We start from the raw sequence: 14,009 nt of genomic DNA on the forward strand, positions 1-14,009 counted from the left end.
CCTGACTCCTTTATTTGGGGCAGCGTAGCTGCGTCGCCCCATGCGAATATAGGAAACACCGTCGCAGCCACGATGATGAGCTTACAAAGTCTTTGCCGGAAAAGTGTGCACATGGGGCAATCGTCTGGTTTAGCTTAGTGCTTCCTTGATCGCACTTTTGGGAATCGCGCCGACAAGATCACCGGCGAAGTAAGCCCAGCTATCGGCGTTGTTCAAGGCATCTTCGGTTTTGAATCCGTTGCCGGGCTTGAGTCCGTCGTAGTCGTAACGGATGTCTTCGGTCTTAACCAGCTTGTGGGATAATTCGTGGACTACCGTCAGGGCGCACAGCCACAGCTTCGGAATGTTTCCGAGACGCGTACGCTTGCCGGTGCGCAGAAACAATTCGTAAATGTAGATCACCGGCATGACGTCCAGGCTGTTGACCGAGGCGAAGGTGTTTTTCATCGACCCGTCCGCGCGCTTGTGGGGACGGTCGGAAAATATCACCTTGCCGGAATTACAGGCCGCCGTGATCTTCTTGAATCCGTCGAGCAGTTTGCCCCGGCTGGCATCGAGATCACCGGCCTTGGCACCGTCGGTGTGAAACCAGCGGCGGATCGTGTCGTTCGCATCTCCGGACTTGCCGCTCAGCTTGACCTCCACATCGGAACTCCACTTGCGGGCGAGCTGAAGCGCGTCGGACATCATCTTCCGATTACCCTCACCGAACACCTCGCGCCAGTGGTTGAGCTCCGATTTGAGTTGGGCTTCGTTCCTGCCGGCGAAGAGATCATAGGTCCACTTGCCATAGTGCTTCGGAGAGTCGACAACCCATATGCTCTGGTTACCTTTCTTCGCCACCAGATAGAAATGCCGGAACTGCTTGATGCACGCCGCACGGTCTTGGTAGCCGGAACTGCCGGTCTGACAGGCGCTGAGGATCTCCTGGGACTGCGCGCGGCCGCTCAAGGCTTTCCCCTTCGCGGCTTCTTCCAACTGCTTGCGCAGCTTGTCGAGTACCGGTGCGGCATCGACCGACGGACCATCGGATTGAAGCAGCTTCTTCAATCCGGACTCGATGTCTTTCCAGTCCTTTTGCAGCGATGACGTCTTAAGCAACTCGATACTCTTGTCATAGACTTCGGTGAACACGTCCATCCGAATTTCCCCCTCAGGTTCGTACTCTTGTTTTGATTACAGACTCGTAGCAACAGGGTCACCACGAGGATGCTGCCGAAACTTTGTCGCGGCCTTATTTTTTATTCAAACCGGTAGCCGAATTGTCCATCCTGCACGTCGATATGCACCCGCTCTATGGCGTTCCCCTCCATCATCCGGATCAAGAACTCTTCGCTGATCCTCGGCAACACGGTATTGGTCAAAATCGCGTCGATCATGCGCCCGCCGCTCTCGAGCTCGGTGCAACGGTTGGTGATGAGTTTGATCACCTCGTCGTCATAGCTGAACGGCACCTTGTGGGTTTCCCGGATGCGCTTTTCGATGCGGCCGAGCTGCAGCCGCGCAATGGCACCGATCATTTCGTCGCTCAACGGGTAATAAGGAATGACGACCAGGCGGCCTAACAAGGCAGGCGGGAAAACCTTGAGCAAGGGTTCGCGCAGAGCCTTGGCGATGCCGTCGGGTTCGGGCATCAGTTCCGGGTCTTTGCACAGATTCATGATCAGGTCCGTCCCCGCGTTGGTAGTCAGGAGAATCAGGGTGTTCTTGAAGTCGATCACCCGGCCTTCGCCGTCCTCCATCCAACCCTTGTCGAATACTTGGAAGAAGATCTCGTGAACGTCGGGATGGGCTTTTTCGACTTCGTCCAGCAACACCACGCTATAGGGCCTACGCCTTACCGCTTCGGTCAGAACGCCACCCTCGCCGTAACCGACGTAACCCGGCGGAGCACCCTTGAGGGTCGATACGGTGTGCGCCTCCTGATATTCGCTCATATTGATGGTGATGACGTTCTGCTCGCCGCCGTAGAGAGCCTCGGCCAAAGCCAGGGCGGTTTCGGTCTTGCCGACGCCCGAACTGCCGGCCAACATGAAGACGCCGATCGGCTTATTGGGGTTATCGAGACCGGCACGGGAGGTCTGAATACGCTTGGCAATCATTTCCAAGGCGTGGCGTTGGCCAATGATTCGCTGTTCCAGGATATCGGCCAGCTTCAGCACGGTTTCGACCTCGTTCTTAACCATGCGTCCGACGGGAATGCCGGTCCAATCCTGGACTACGGAAGCGACCGCTTGGCCGTCGACAGTGGGCAGGATCAGCGGATGTTCGCCTTGCAACGCGTGCAGCCGACTTTGCAGGTCCTTGAGTTCGGACAACAGCGCATCCCGGTCGACGGCGGGTGCGGGTTCCGCCTGTTCCGCCGCCTGCTCCAAGGCGCTGCCGGTGCCTTCAACTTTTCCGGTCTGCTCCCGAAGTTGCTGACGCAGGGCCAGAATCTTTTCGACCACTTCCTTTTCGGAGTTCCAGCGGCCTTCCAGCGCCGCCAGCCTCTCACGTTCGGCCTCCAGTTCGGCTAGCGCGCGGTTTTCGCGGGCTGTCGTGTCGATCCCTACGGAACGTTCCCGGCCGATGATGTCCAGCTCGGTTTCGAGTGCTTGTATGCGCTTTCGGCAATCGTCCACCTCGGGCGGCACCGCGTGCTGGCTTATGGCAACGCGGGCGCAGGCGGTGTCGAGAAGGCTGACGGCTTTGTCGGGGAGCTGACGCGCCGGGATATAACGGTGCGAAAGCTTGACGGCGGATTCCAGCGCCTCGTCCAAAACTTGCACCCGATGATGCTTTTCCATCACGGAAACCACGCCGCGCATCATGCGTATGGCTTTCTCTTCGCTCGGTTCGTGCACCTGGACGACCTGGAAGCGGCGCGTCAATGCCGGATCCTTTTCGATGTACTTCTTGTATTCCGCCCAGGTCGTCGCCGCCACCGTGCGCAGGTTGCCGCGCGCCAAGGCGGGCTTCAAAAGATTGGCGGCATCGCCGGTACCGGCAGCTCCGCCCGCGCCAACCAAGGTATGAGCCTCGTCGATGAAGAGGATGATCGGTTTGGGCGAGGACTGGACCTCCTCGATGACTTGCCGCAATCGATTCTCGAACTCCCCTTTCATGCTGGCCCCGGCCTGGAGGAGCCCGACATCCAAGGTGCGCAAGCTCACATCGCGCAAAGGCGGCGGCACATCGCCCGCCACGATTTTCTGGGCGAATCCTTCGACGACCGCGGTCTTGCCGACGCCCGCCTCGCCCGTCAGGATGGGATTGTTCTGACGACGGCGCATGAGGATATCGATGACCTGGCGGATCTCCTCGTCGCGTCCCACGACAGGGTCCATCTTTCCCTGCCTCGCCTGTTCCGTCAGGTCGACGGTAAATTGCTTGAGCGCCTCCTGCTTGCCCATGGCAGCAGGCGACATAGCTCCGCTCGCTTCGCCAGGAGCCGCTCCGCCTGCCTGAAATCCGTCGGTCGCGGCCAATCCGTCTTCGGGCGAACCGCCAACGAACTCAGCCAACCGTTCGGTCAGCGTTTCGAGGCCGATCTTTTCGAATTCTTTCGAAATGCCGACCAGTTCGCCGCGCAGCCCCCGAGTCTTCAAAATGCCGACGAGCAGGTGGCCCGAGCGGACCTGGTTTTCGCCGAACATTAGCGTTCCGTATACCCATCCGCGCTCGACCGCCTCCTCGACGTGCGACGACAGGTCGGATATGGACGTAGCTCCTCGCGGCAAGCGGTCGAGCGACTCGGTGAAATCCTTGGCGAGGCGGCCCGGATCGATGCCGAACTGCTTGATGAGGCGGTGCAGATCCGAATCCTGAAGCTGAAGCAATTGATGCAGCCAGTGCACCAATTCGACGTACGGATTGCCCCGCAATTTGCAAAATACGGTCGCGCTTTCGATAGCTTTGTAGCAAATGCGGTTAAGCTTGCCGAAAAGCTTGACCCGGCTGATTTCTCCCATGAAGCGATCCCCCTAGATCCGGTGTTTTTAATCGTTTAGAAAATTCAACTCTGTACAGGCAGGCGAATCAAAGCGCCGAGCACCGAAAAAACGGATTCAGCATCAACTCGTCCGCGTCTTTTTCTTCTTGTCTCGTCCCCAGCCAGCTTGTCCAGCCCAGTTGCGCGCCGCCGTCCAGTCGCAAAGATGGGACTTCCTGATATCGAAGAACCAGATTCAGATCCCAAACCAGTTCGTCCCCGGCGTAATTGCGTACGATGGCGATCAACTCGACCAAACTTTCGCCGCCCGGCAGCAGCGCCCGATATCGATCGATTCCCATCGGGCCCAGCACGATTCGGAACTTATGCTGGCAACCCCAAACCCTGGCGCCCACGACTACGGACAACCCCAAGGACCCACTGCAGGGCGAAACTCCAAGCCGGGACTGTTCGTGCGTCGCGATCTCCATCCATTCGCCGACGAATTCCCGCAAGCTAACGCTGATCCCGAAAAAATCGCCGATGAGTGCGCGCAGACCCTCGGGATGCTTGGTTTGTCCGGCCAAGAGACCGGTAAAGTAAAGCTTAGCCCGATCCGGCATGGCGTCCCGATTTTGAACGGACGGAACACCGATCCCGAAAAAGGAGCCCAAATAAGCCGCAAAGCGATCCGATTCGGGGCGATCGTGGCACACCGTAGGCTGGGCATTGGCCCAAGCCCGATAAAACAGGCACAGCATCCGGTGGTGAAACACATCCGCGAAACGCGAAAACGTATGATCGCCATGATGCCGGACCCGCTCGCGGGCGTACTCGGTCAAATGCAGGGGCATGGGTCCGTTGGGTCCGAACAGCCCAAGAAAACGCGCCGACAGACGCGGCGGAAAACCGTCCGCGCCGGATGCGAACGAAGCCAGGGTCGACGGCGCAAACTCGAGTTCCGGCTGTTGACTCAACCGAATCGGATCATCAGTGGCTTTAACCGATTTCCCCAATCTCGGCTTGTCCGCGTAATGGCACTCGATCAGCCGCAATGCCTCGAAGAAGTCGAAGCGATAGGGCTCGCGGCGAAGGAGCTCGATCAGATCGTGTGTCGCTGCCCGATACGTAGCGGCCATCGCATGATCTCCCCTCGTTCCGCCGTCCTTACCGACGTTTCAGCGAACGAATTCAACGATACATAACGGGCGAAGAATTGTTCGAGAGCGGCCCCCAGAAGAAAGCAGCCGGAGCCCTCGAATGCGGATTCGTCAAACTCGACGGCAATCTCCAAACCGCGCCCGAATACAATGGGACCGGCAGCATCCACCCGACGAACCACGTTCTTGGATCCGATCGACAGAACGCCCTCGATTTGACGGCGTATCGTCGCATCATTCGGATCCGCATAAAGGGCGAGCAACTCGCGAAGCGCCGCCGCACCTTCGGTCTCGCTGCTATCCGTCAGCGTCAGGTAGTTGAGCGACAGATGATTGATCAGACGCCACGCCATTTCGCCGTCGGCGGACGAAGGCCTCGGCTTGGTCGGACCGGCCAAACACCGTATCGCTTGCACCGGAGCGCCGGTCTGCAAGGTAAAATCGGTAGCGCCCATGCCGACGGGCATCAGCAGGGGCAAATCGCGATTCGTGCAGAGCGTTTCCATGCCCAATTGTTTCAGATCCCCGCGATACGGCGCTTCGGCCGCATCGACCAGCGAGATGAAAAGTTCGCTGCCGATATAGCTGGAGCGCATCCCCTGCCGGCGCTGCTTGGACGACAACACGCGCTTTTCACGATGCAGCGTGTAATAGGCGTTCTCGTCGCGCCGCCGATAACCGCTCCTGGACCCGTAGAACGGCAAGAACTCCCGTTCATCGGACGGCGTGGCGCCGTAACCGGTCACTTCGCTGACGCCATAGACCTCGTAATCCATCGGTCGCGTTCGATCCGGCACGACATGATAGTGCGGCACGAAATGGGTCAAGTGAATACGATCGGTGCGTTTCGGAAACAAATTGATCGCCGGCGTGCAGAACAGCGAGAAATTGCCGGCATCGACGGCGTTGACGAGATGAGGCTCGGCGCGCTTGAACAGGGCGATGACCTCGAGCTCGGTGCCGTCACAACGACTGACGGCCTTTTGTAAGCCGTTCAACCCGACGAACAGATATCGCTCCGGAAACGCGAAATATTCCTGCAGCAGCCTGTAGCCCTGAAACGAGCGCGGACCAAACGGCAACAAGGCTTCATCATCGCCGAATCCCAGCCGCGATATCGGCGTCCGGTCGATGATCTCGACCCATTCCGATGGCCGCGATGCGGGTTGGACCGCCAACGCAAGCGTGTCGGCAAGCAATTGCTCGTAAAGACGGAACGGCAGTTCGCCGGTACCGCGCAAGAAAATCGGCAACCGGTCCAGCTTGAGCTGATTGAAGTGCAGACCCGCGCTGGTCCGGAGACAAAGACGTAAACCGGCCTTCACGCCGGGTTTGGTCGGCACGCCCAAATTGGCGACTGCGCTGGGCGTGGCGAGGTATTGCGCTTCCACCAGTTGCAGGGGCCATAGCGTGACGTCATGAGCGGTCCGATATTCGCAGGCGGTTTGCTCGCCTTTGCCGATCTGACTTCTGAGCGAGGTCGCGCGCGGCACCAAGAATCCCTCGGCCAGCGCGCCCTCGGAAAGATCGGGCTGGAGTTGCACCACGGCCATCGAGGGTGTTGGCGAGAGATAATGCGGATAAACGACCTCGAGAAGATGTTGGGTTAAACGCGGAAATTCGGCGTCGATTTTGAGTTGAACCCGCGCCGCGAGAAACGCAAACCCCTCGAGCAGGCGCTCGACGTACGGATCGGAACACTCGAACTCGTCCAGCCCCAGCCGGCCCGCAATCTTCGGAAACTCTTTGGCGAACTCGGCACCCACCTCCCGAATGTGCTGCAGCTCGCGGTTGTAGTACTGAAGCAATCGAGGGTCCATAGTCTATCCGTTCAAATCGCTGACCCGCGCATAGCCGGTATCGAGATCGATTTCGGTGCGGATGTAAAGATGCAAGGGAAGCGGCTGAGCCCACAGATCACCTTCGATGGTGAACGTCATGGCCTTGAGATTCATACTGTCCGAGGCGGCGACCTTCACCCTCACCGAATCCGCCAGGATGCGCGGTTCGAAGTCGAGAATAGCCTGTTTGACCTTTCGTTCGATCGCCGGAAGGTCGGCACCGGAGAGAGGCGTGCCGGCCAGGGCCGGGATACCGAAATTCAATACCGAACGCTCCACGAAAGGATATTTTTCCAAATCTACTAGCGACTCCATGGCGGTGGTATTCAGCAACCACGCCAAGTCGCGCAATACGCTGTGGCGCAAATTCCGTATATTCATCACCCGCTGGTCGCGGGACTCCTGTTGTTTGTCCGGTTCGTCGTCGGTAAGGCGATCCAGCAGCGACGGCTGCAGGCGTTCCTTCGGCGTGAGATCAGCCATCGTTTTCGATCGTGTCCGTATTCATCGCAATTTCTCGAACATCGAACAGCGAGAAGTCGCCCTCGTTCGTTACCAATACGCGTTGTCCCATGCCCAACGAGTAGCCCTCGACCGGCTCTTGCCATTCGGTTCTCCGGGCCATGCGAATCGCTACGTCATCGGCTTTTTCCGAGTCGGGATAACGGGAAGGAATCAGACCCACGGCAGAACCGCCGTTGGCCCAGGTGAATTGTGCGGGAAGCCAGACTAAATCTCGAAGGTCACTGGGTGGATCGAGTTCGATGCGGGCAATCCGGCAAAAAGGTATCCAGTAGTAGCGACCGTTAACTATGGCTTCCACAACCGGTCCCAGACGGCTATCGCTATCCGCCACCCATTCGAACGGCTTCCCGTCGATGGTACCGGACGTCCCCGGCGCCGATTCGAAACCCTGATCCCGGAACTGGATCGCCATCGGATAATCTCCCTGCGCGGCGCATTTGCATGCTTCTATCAGAAGCGCGATCCATCGCTCGGGCTTGCCGAAGATCAGCGGAGAAATCTCCCCGCGGAAAACTTTCTCGCGAAGGACTTCACATCGTATGGCTTCGCGATAGGTCTGCACCATTGCGAGATTTGCCGCATCCAGATCGCCGCACACGCTCAACTGCGTGAGAGCGCGCTCCCAGCGCCCCATTAGGGCCAACAACTGGAAGAGAAAAATCCGGTACTTCGCTTCGGCAGGATTCTGGCGGACCTGGTCCTGGAGTTGTGCTAGCGCATCTTCCAGGCGGCCTTCCCGAAGACTTTCTTCAGCAGCGATGGTTGACATAGGCGGATGGGAGAAATTGAGGGGATGAATAGTGCCCGCTCAGCGGCGGGCACTGCCGAAAAATACCGCGCAAACTTATTGTTTTACGTTCGCAGCAATATTCCAGCCCATCTCCGGCTTGGCGCCCTCCGCGCCCTTTTCGGTCTGTTCTATGTATTTCACCTTGACCTTGGCGAAATTGAGCGTGACGTTCTCGGTCAAGCGGTCCTCGCCGCCGGAGCCGCCCGTAGAAACCGAGGTGATCAGGACTTCCTCCATGGTAATGGTCAGGTATTCCACCGGCTTTTCGCCGGCTTTCCGAACCACCAGCACGGCCTTGTCGAAATGTTTGCCATTGCAGCAGCTCAACATTAAATCCGGGCTCGCCTTATCGATATATTTCGTAAAGCTCAGATCCTGCACGTTGGCCTTACCCGCTCCGCCGCCGCTTCCCATATGGGTGGTGCCACTGTTGGACAGGCCCCAGCTCCAAGCCAGAACGTCAATTTCTTCTTTATGCTTATCATCTCTGGATTCCCCTTTAATCGGGTCGATCTTAATGAACATGTCGACTGCCATGGTCTTCTCCTTTACTTATTGGTACTTGTTGGTTGATTAAAACTTGATCAAACATGGATGGAATACACTCCGTCCGGCTCCGTTGGGCAATGTGAGTTTGCCGTGTCATCTCATATCGTCACCTCCAAATTCCCCTAGTTGCCAGCTCTTCGACTCGATCTGCTAGCCGCCTTTCACGGAGGGTAGTTTGGACACCAAACGCAGCGAAACGGTTAGCCCCTCCAGCTGGTAGTGCGGCCGCAAGAAGAATTTCGACGTGTAATAGCCTGGATTGCCCTCCACCTCTTCCACGATTACCTCGGCCGCCGCGAGAGGCTTGCGCGCCTTGTCGATGTCGTCGGACATGGCCGGATTCGGGTCGACATAGTTGTAAATCCAGCTTTGCAGCCATTTCTGCATGTCGTCCCGCTCCTTGAACGAACCGATCTTGTCCCTGACGATGCACTTCAGGTAGTGGGCAAACCGGCAGGTGGCGAACAGGTAGGGCAGCCGCGCCGCCAGATTGGCGTTGGCCGTCGCGTCGGGGTCGTCGTATTCGGCCGGTTTCTGGAGCGACTGCGCGCCGATGAACGCCGCAAAATCGGAGTTCTTCTTGTGAATCAGAGGCATGAAGCCGTTCTTGGCCAACTCCGCTTCACGCCGGTCGCTGATCGCGATCTCGGTCGGACACTTCATGTCCACGCCGCCGTCGTCGGTCGGGAAGGTATGCACCGGCAACCCTTCCACAGCGCCGCCCGATTCCACGCCGCGGATTCTCGAACACCAGCCGTAAAGCTTGAAGGATCGATTGATATTGACGGCCATCGCATAGGCCGAGTTGGCCCAGACATACTTTCGGCTGTCTGCCGCCTCGGTCTCTTCTTCGAAATCGAATTCCTCGACCGGACAGGTTTTCGCCCCGTAAGGCAACCGAGCCAGGAATCTCGGCATGGCCAAGCCGATATAACGGGAGTCGTCCGACTCGCGTAGCGAGCGCCACGCCGCGTACTCCGGAGTCAGAAAAATCTTCGTGAGGTCGCGCGGGTTGGCCAGCTCGTTCCATGAATCCATCTGCATCACGGTCGGTGCCGCCGCTGCGATGAAAGGTGCATGCGCAGCCGCGCAGACTTTCGCCATCTCCCCCAGCAGTTCGACATCCGGCGGAGAGTGGTCGAAATAGTAGTCGGCCACGATACAGCCGACGGGTTCGCCGCCGAACTGCCCGTACTCTTCTTCGTAAAGCTTCTTGAAGATCGGGCTTTGATCCCAGGAAGTTCCCTTGAATTTCTTCAGGGTTTTTCCGAGCTCTTTCTTCGAGATGTTCAAGACGCGAATCTTGAGCATCTCATCGGTCTCGGTATTGTTTACCAGATACTGCAAGCCGCGCCACGCGCTTTCCAATTGCTGGAAGTCCTCGTGATGCATGATCGCATTCACCTGCTCGGTGAGCTTGCGATCTATTTCGGCGATGATGGACTGGATGGTCTTGACGGCGTCCTCGGAGACCTTGGATACGTCTTTAAGGACGAATTCCGCCAGAGTGGTCACCGCCGACTCGACCGCCTCTTTGGCTCGGTCGGATTTCGGCTTGAACTCTTTGTTCAAGAGGCTCGTAAAATCACCAAGCTCGCCGAGCTGCTCGGCGCCCTGAGCTGAGGTTTGGGTTTCTAATTCAGCCATGACTTATCCCTCGCTGCTCGAAGAGTCCGCAGCGGCTTCGTCCGCCGGCTTCGGAGCCGAGGCGAGTGCCTGCAATAATGTCGGGTCGTTTATTACCTTAGCGATGAGCTCCTCGGCGCCTGTCTTTCCGTCCATGTAGGTGATCAGGTTGGCCAACTGGCTGCGTGCTTCGAGCAGCTTGTTCAGGCCCTCGACTTTCCTGGCAACCGCCGCCGGCGAAAAATCGTCCATGCTTTCGAAAGTGATATCGACGCTGAGGCTTCCTTCGCCGGTGAGGGTGTTGGGCACCTGAAACGCAACCCGCGGCTTCATGGCCTTGAGCCGTTCGTTGAAGTTGTCGACATCTATTTCCAGCAGTTTCCGATCCGCAACCGGGGGCAGCGGCTCTGTCGGTTTGCCGGAGAGATCCGACATGACACCCATTACAAAAGGAAGCTGGACCTTCTTTTCCGCACCGTAAACTTCCACGTCGTATTCGATCTGTACGCGCGGTGCGCGATTTCGAGCTATAAATTTCTGGCTACTTTCTGCCACGGCAAATCTCCTCTTAGGCTATAGAACTACAGCAATTTCACATTTTCATGGTTACGCGGGCTTTATTCGATCGATAAAATCGCTTCCAGCTTCGAAATCGCGCCCAGCGCACCGGTTATCGTGGCATGTCTACCACCCCACTCCGCTCATTCCTTAGTAACGACATCATCGACCAGTGTAACCAAACGAGTTCAATAACGATGCCAACCATCAATATCTCTCCATCGAAATAGACCAACACACTGTTTTTGAATCGCTTTTGTTCACATTGGCAATAATTCCAGCTCTCAAGATCACCCAGTTCGAGCAAAACAATATTGCGATATTTCGTATCTGTTACGGCATATCGTATTTTTGATATTTGGGCGATCGACGGTTATGACTAACCGGATGAGAAGGAATGGCGATTGCGTCGCCATTTTATGAATCAGTGTAGGGCTCACGCTTTCGTTATTTGCTCTAATACTGGCTGTCTTCGGACGGATCACGCCCCCTGATGAACTCCACCTGCGAAAGGCCGTCCGGAGCCAGGTCTTTGACGATCTCGATGAAATCCATAAAAACCAGACGCTTGGCTCGCTTCAGCAGCAAGGGAATCGGGCTGGAGGGTTCGCATCGAGCGTAATAGTCGCAAATCAAATCCAGGGTCTTGATCACATCCTGGCGGCTGCCGATTTCCCCCGGCCGAGCCGCAGATGGTCTGGCGGCCGAATCGTGCGCGGACGCCCCTTCACCCTCGGATTCGGGCTGCGCGTCGCTAGCGCCGCCTTCCTCCGCATACTCTCCGAGCACATGCTGTGCTTCTTTGAGCAAGTCCCTCAACGGAGCCAAGTTCGGCGCATCGCCGACACCGACCTGATCCGTTACGAAACTTTCGATGGCCTTGATGCTTTCCAAACTCGAGACAACCGCCTCGCGGGTCGACGCCAGAACCTCCGGGTCGGCGTCCATGAACGCTGCATTGATGGTTGCAATCTCGGGCGAGGAGCTTCCGTCGCTGGGCGGTGGCAACTTTCCGGTCGCGATTTGCACGTCCCGCAGACTAAAGCGTCCGAGCGCACGCGACTCAACCAGAGGCGCAAGCGCGACCGGGCGCAATACCGACTCGAAGTCGCATAATCCCATCAGGATGTTGACGCGCTGCGTCGGATCGTTGTCGTCTTCAGGATCGAGGAGCGGATATAGATCGGGCCAGAACTTGCTGACGATGCCTTCCAGAAGCGCCAGGCCGTCGCGCAGTCCCGGGTGCCCGGCGGTATGAACAAGAGCCTGGATGAGATAGAGGATCACTTGCAGGTCGCGCGTGCGCTCCAGCAATTCGATCGCGTCTCGGCGTACTTCTTTCCAGTTCGGCGGCTGTGCCGGCTCGATCCGATCCCCGATCTGTTGCTCCGGCGTACCTTTGGCTTTCTGCTCCAGTGCGATGAATGCGTTGTCGTACTGAAGATCTTCCCCACAAGGCGCATCCGGCGATACTTCCGTCAGAAAGGCTTCTACGTTTAGCTCGCCCATAATCCCCCGATCGTCGCAAGCATTTTTTCGTTTGGTCTCGACGACTCCGGCTTTCAACCAGGATCACGAGAATATTTATTGTTCGATCTCGTTTACGCGGACTTTCCGGCTAGAACTCGACGCGAGTTCCCAAGGTAAACTTGTGACTTTCGATATCGCGATAGCCCAGCAATAAATCATAGGCTAAAAATGCCGAAATGCCGTGAGAAAATACCCCCGAAACCTCGGCGCCGAAGGTGTAATAATCCCGATCGGGTCCTTGAGTCACGACGGCAAACTGCTGCGCGGCGGGATCGCCGAGGAAGCTGGCGCCGATTGTCCGCTTGTCATCCTTGAATTGATGATGCCACTCGCCTCGCAGCTGGGGCGTGATCACGCCCCAGGGTAAACCGAAAGCGTACGAAATCTGGCTTCCCACCGTGGAAATGAGCGACTGGACGTGCTGCTCGTCGAACCTCATCCCCCAACCATTGCCCTGCCGCTCGCGATAGGCATCCACATCCAGGCCGATGTATTCCGTTCGCGCATAGGGCGCTAGGGTCAACCCGGCTATCGAATAGTCATAGCCTCCGCCGATACTGAAGGAATATTGAGTTCCGCCGGGATTAGCGACAGCCTGAGTATTGACGGTCTCGAACCCCGGCAAGGTATAACTGATGTTCCGGGTAGTCTCGTAATCGATGCCGCCGAAGGAACCGAGCGCATCGATATGGAACCCTTCCGTCACATAGAACGACCCATAAATGGATCCGGTGTAGGCATCACTGTCCGTACCTCCGGCGGAACGGTCGAAATTCGCGTTGGTGCGGGCGTAGGTGAAAGCGAGACCCGCTATGAAATTGTCGGTAAAGCGGTAATCGGCGCCGGCGGTAAAACCGAAGTTTTTAAACTGAAAGCCTTTTTGATCGAAGGTGGAATCGACGTCGCCGAAATGATAATTACCGTTGATCCAGACGCCGAGAGGACTGAACGAGCCGTCGCCGGCCGCACCTCCGGTGGCGAAGGAATTGCCCAAACCGGCATAGGCGCGATCCGCCGACAAGCCGTTTCGGTACATCTGTAATCCGGCCAGGCCCAAGCCGGTGCGCAAAGTTGCGAGCCTCGCGCCTATGGTCGAATCGACCAGGGCCACTTGGCCGGCAGTTACCCGGGTGGCTGTCGTTCCGTGCTGGAGAATTTGCTCCGGCGAGACTATTTGAAGGGCATTTTCGACCGGCTCGGAGCCGACCGTAGGAATCTGGCTATCCGAAGCGGAAATCGCGGCGCCAACGAGAGCGTCGCAGCGGTCTCTGAAATCCTCGGAAAGCAGCGAGTTTCTTTGAGTACAGGCGTCGAACGCGACATTGGCCATGTCGGTTTGAGTCTGGTTCAGCGTCGCTCCGCTCGTCAACGGATTCGCGGCTGCCGCCGAGATCCAGCAGATGGTACATGACCACACCAGTCCTCGACGAATCATCGAAGTACGTGCGGGTATCGTCGCCCGAACGTTCTTTTCCTCTGTGAGTTCCCACATATCTCCCCCGGGAAGCTATTTGTCT

At 57.5% G+C, this 14,009-nt stretch carries 11 protein-coding genes; all 11 read right to left on the reverse strand.

Annotation, left to right across the window (positions count from 1 at the left end; genetic code table 11):
* Nucleotides 1–129 precede the first annotated feature (129 nt).
* Complete coding sequence (locus ACR2R1_RS04090) at nt 130–1,140, reverse strand: M35 family metallo-endopeptidase (protein ID WP_156880899.1); 1,011 nt, start codon at nt 1,138–1,140, stop codon at nt 130–132.
* 101 nt (nt 1,141–1,241) lie between these two features.
* Nucleotides 1,242–3,953, reverse strand: a complete 2,712-nt coding sequence (tssH, locus tag ACR2R1_RS04095) for a type VI secretion system ATPase TssH (RefSeq protein ID WP_434112764.1) — start codon at nt 3,951–3,953, stop codon at nt 1,242–1,244.
* A gap of 67 nt (nt 3,954–4,020) precedes the next feature.
* Nucleotides 4,021–5,052: a type VI secretion system baseplate subunit TssG gene (gene tssG, locus ACR2R1_RS04100; RefSeq protein ID WP_156880901.1), complete on the reverse strand. Its 1,032-nt coding sequence runs from the start codon at nt 5,050–5,052 to the stop codon at nt 4,021–4,023.
* A complete protein-coding gene (gene tssF, locus ACR2R1_RS04105; protein ID WP_434112767.1) occupies nt 5,016–6,893 on the reverse strand; it encodes a type VI secretion system baseplate subunit TssF in 1,878 nt (625 codons plus the stop codon). The genes tssG and tssF overlap by 37 nt, the downstream gene beginning before the upstream one ends.
* 3 nt (nt 6,894–6,896) lie before the next feature.
* Nucleotides 6,897–7,397, reverse strand: coding sequence for a type VI secretion system baseplate subunit TssE (gene tssE, locus ACR2R1_RS04110; protein ID WP_077731013.1), 501 nt, complete (start codon nt 7,395–7,397; stop codon nt 6,897–6,899).
* Nucleotides 7,390–8,208: a type VI secretion system accessory protein TagJ gene (locus tag ACR2R1_RS04115; RefSeq protein WP_347257326.1), complete on the reverse strand. Its 819-nt coding sequence runs from the start codon at nt 8,206–8,208 to the stop codon at nt 7,390–7,392. Before ACR2R1_RS04115 ends, tssE begins: the two co-directional genes overlap by 8 nt.
* A 75-nt stretch (nt 8,209–8,283) precedes the next feature.
* On the reverse strand, nt 8,284–8,766 hold the full coding sequence (locus ACR2R1_RS04120; RefSeq protein ID WP_434112769.1) for an Hcp family type VI secretion system effector: 483 nt from the start codon (nt 8,764–8,766) through the stop codon (nt 8,284–8,286).
* A gap of 162 nt (nt 8,767–8,928) precedes the next feature.
* Nucleotides 8,929–10,425 carry a type VI secretion system contractile sheath large subunit gene (gene tssC, locus ACR2R1_RS04125; RefSeq protein ID WP_077731010.1) on the reverse strand — a complete coding sequence of 499 codons (1,497 nt, stop codon included), beginning with the start codon at nt 10,423–10,425 and terminating at the stop codon, nt 8,929–8,931.
* A 3-nt stretch (nt 10,426–10,428) separates the two neighbouring features.
* Nucleotides 10,429–10,959, reverse strand: coding sequence for a type VI secretion system contractile sheath small subunit (gene tssB, locus ACR2R1_RS04130; protein ID WP_077731009.1), 531 nt, complete (start codon nt 10,957–10,959; stop codon nt 10,429–10,431).
* Between the two features lie 459 nt (nt 10,960–11,418).
* Nucleotides 11,419–12,471: a type VI secretion system protein TssA gene (tssA, locus tag ACR2R1_RS04135; protein WP_434112771.1), complete on the reverse strand. Its 1,053-nt coding sequence runs from the start codon at nt 12,469–12,471 to the stop codon at nt 11,419–11,421.
* Between the two features lie 109 nt (nt 12,472–12,580).
* Nucleotides 12,581–13,984 carry an autotransporter outer membrane beta-barrel domain-containing protein gene (locus ACR2R1_RS04140; protein ID WP_434112773.1) on the reverse strand — a complete coding sequence of 468 codons (1,404 nt, stop codon included), beginning with the start codon at nt 13,982–13,984 and terminating at the stop codon, nt 12,581–12,583.
* Nucleotides 13,985–14,009: the final 25 nt, after the last annotated feature.

This window comes from Methylocaldum sp. GT1TLB (genome assembly GCF_051027445.1).
Taxonomy (GTDB): domain Bacteria; phylum Pseudomonadota; class Gammaproteobacteria; order Methylococcales; family Methylococcaceae; genus Methylocaldum.

Coding starts and splice junctions, on each gene's coding strand:
- ACR2R1_RS04090 (WP_156880899.1), bottom strand. CDS start 1,140: ATGGACGTGTTCACCGAAGTCTATGACAAGAGTATCGAGTTGCTTAAG.
- ACR2R1_RS04140 (WP_434112773.1), bottom strand. CDS start 13,984: ATGTGGGAACTCACAGAGGAAAAGAACGTTCGGGCGACGATACCCGCA.
- tssA (WP_434112771.1), bottom strand. CDS start 12,471: ATGGGCGAGCTAAACGTAGAAGCCTTTCTGACGGAAGTATCGCCGGAT.
- tssH (WP_434112764.1), bottom strand. CDS start 3,953: ATGGGAGAAATCAGCCGGGTCAAGCTTTTCGGCAAGCTTAACCGCATT.
- ACR2R1_RS04115 (WP_347257326.1), bottom strand. CDS start 8,208: ATGTCAACCATCGCTGCTGAAGAAAGTCTTCGGGAAGGCCGCCTGGAA.
- ACR2R1_RS04120 (WP_434112769.1), bottom strand. CDS start 8,766: ATGGCAGTCGACATGTTCATTAAGATCGACCCGATTAAAGGGGAATCC.
- tssG (WP_156880901.1), bottom strand. CDS start 5,052: ATGGCCGCTACGTATCGGGCAGCGACACACGATCTGATCGAGCTCCTT.
- tssC (WP_077731010.1), bottom strand. CDS start 10,425: ATGGCTGAATTAGAAACCCAAACCTCAGCTCAGGGCGCCGAGCAGCTC.
- tssF (WP_434112767.1), bottom strand. CDS start 6,893: ATGGACCCTCGATTGCTTCAGTACTACAACCGCGAGCTGCAGCACATT.
- tssE (WP_077731013.1), bottom strand. CDS start 7,397: ATGGCTGATCTCACGCCGAAGGAACGCCTGCAGCCGTCGCTGCTGGAT.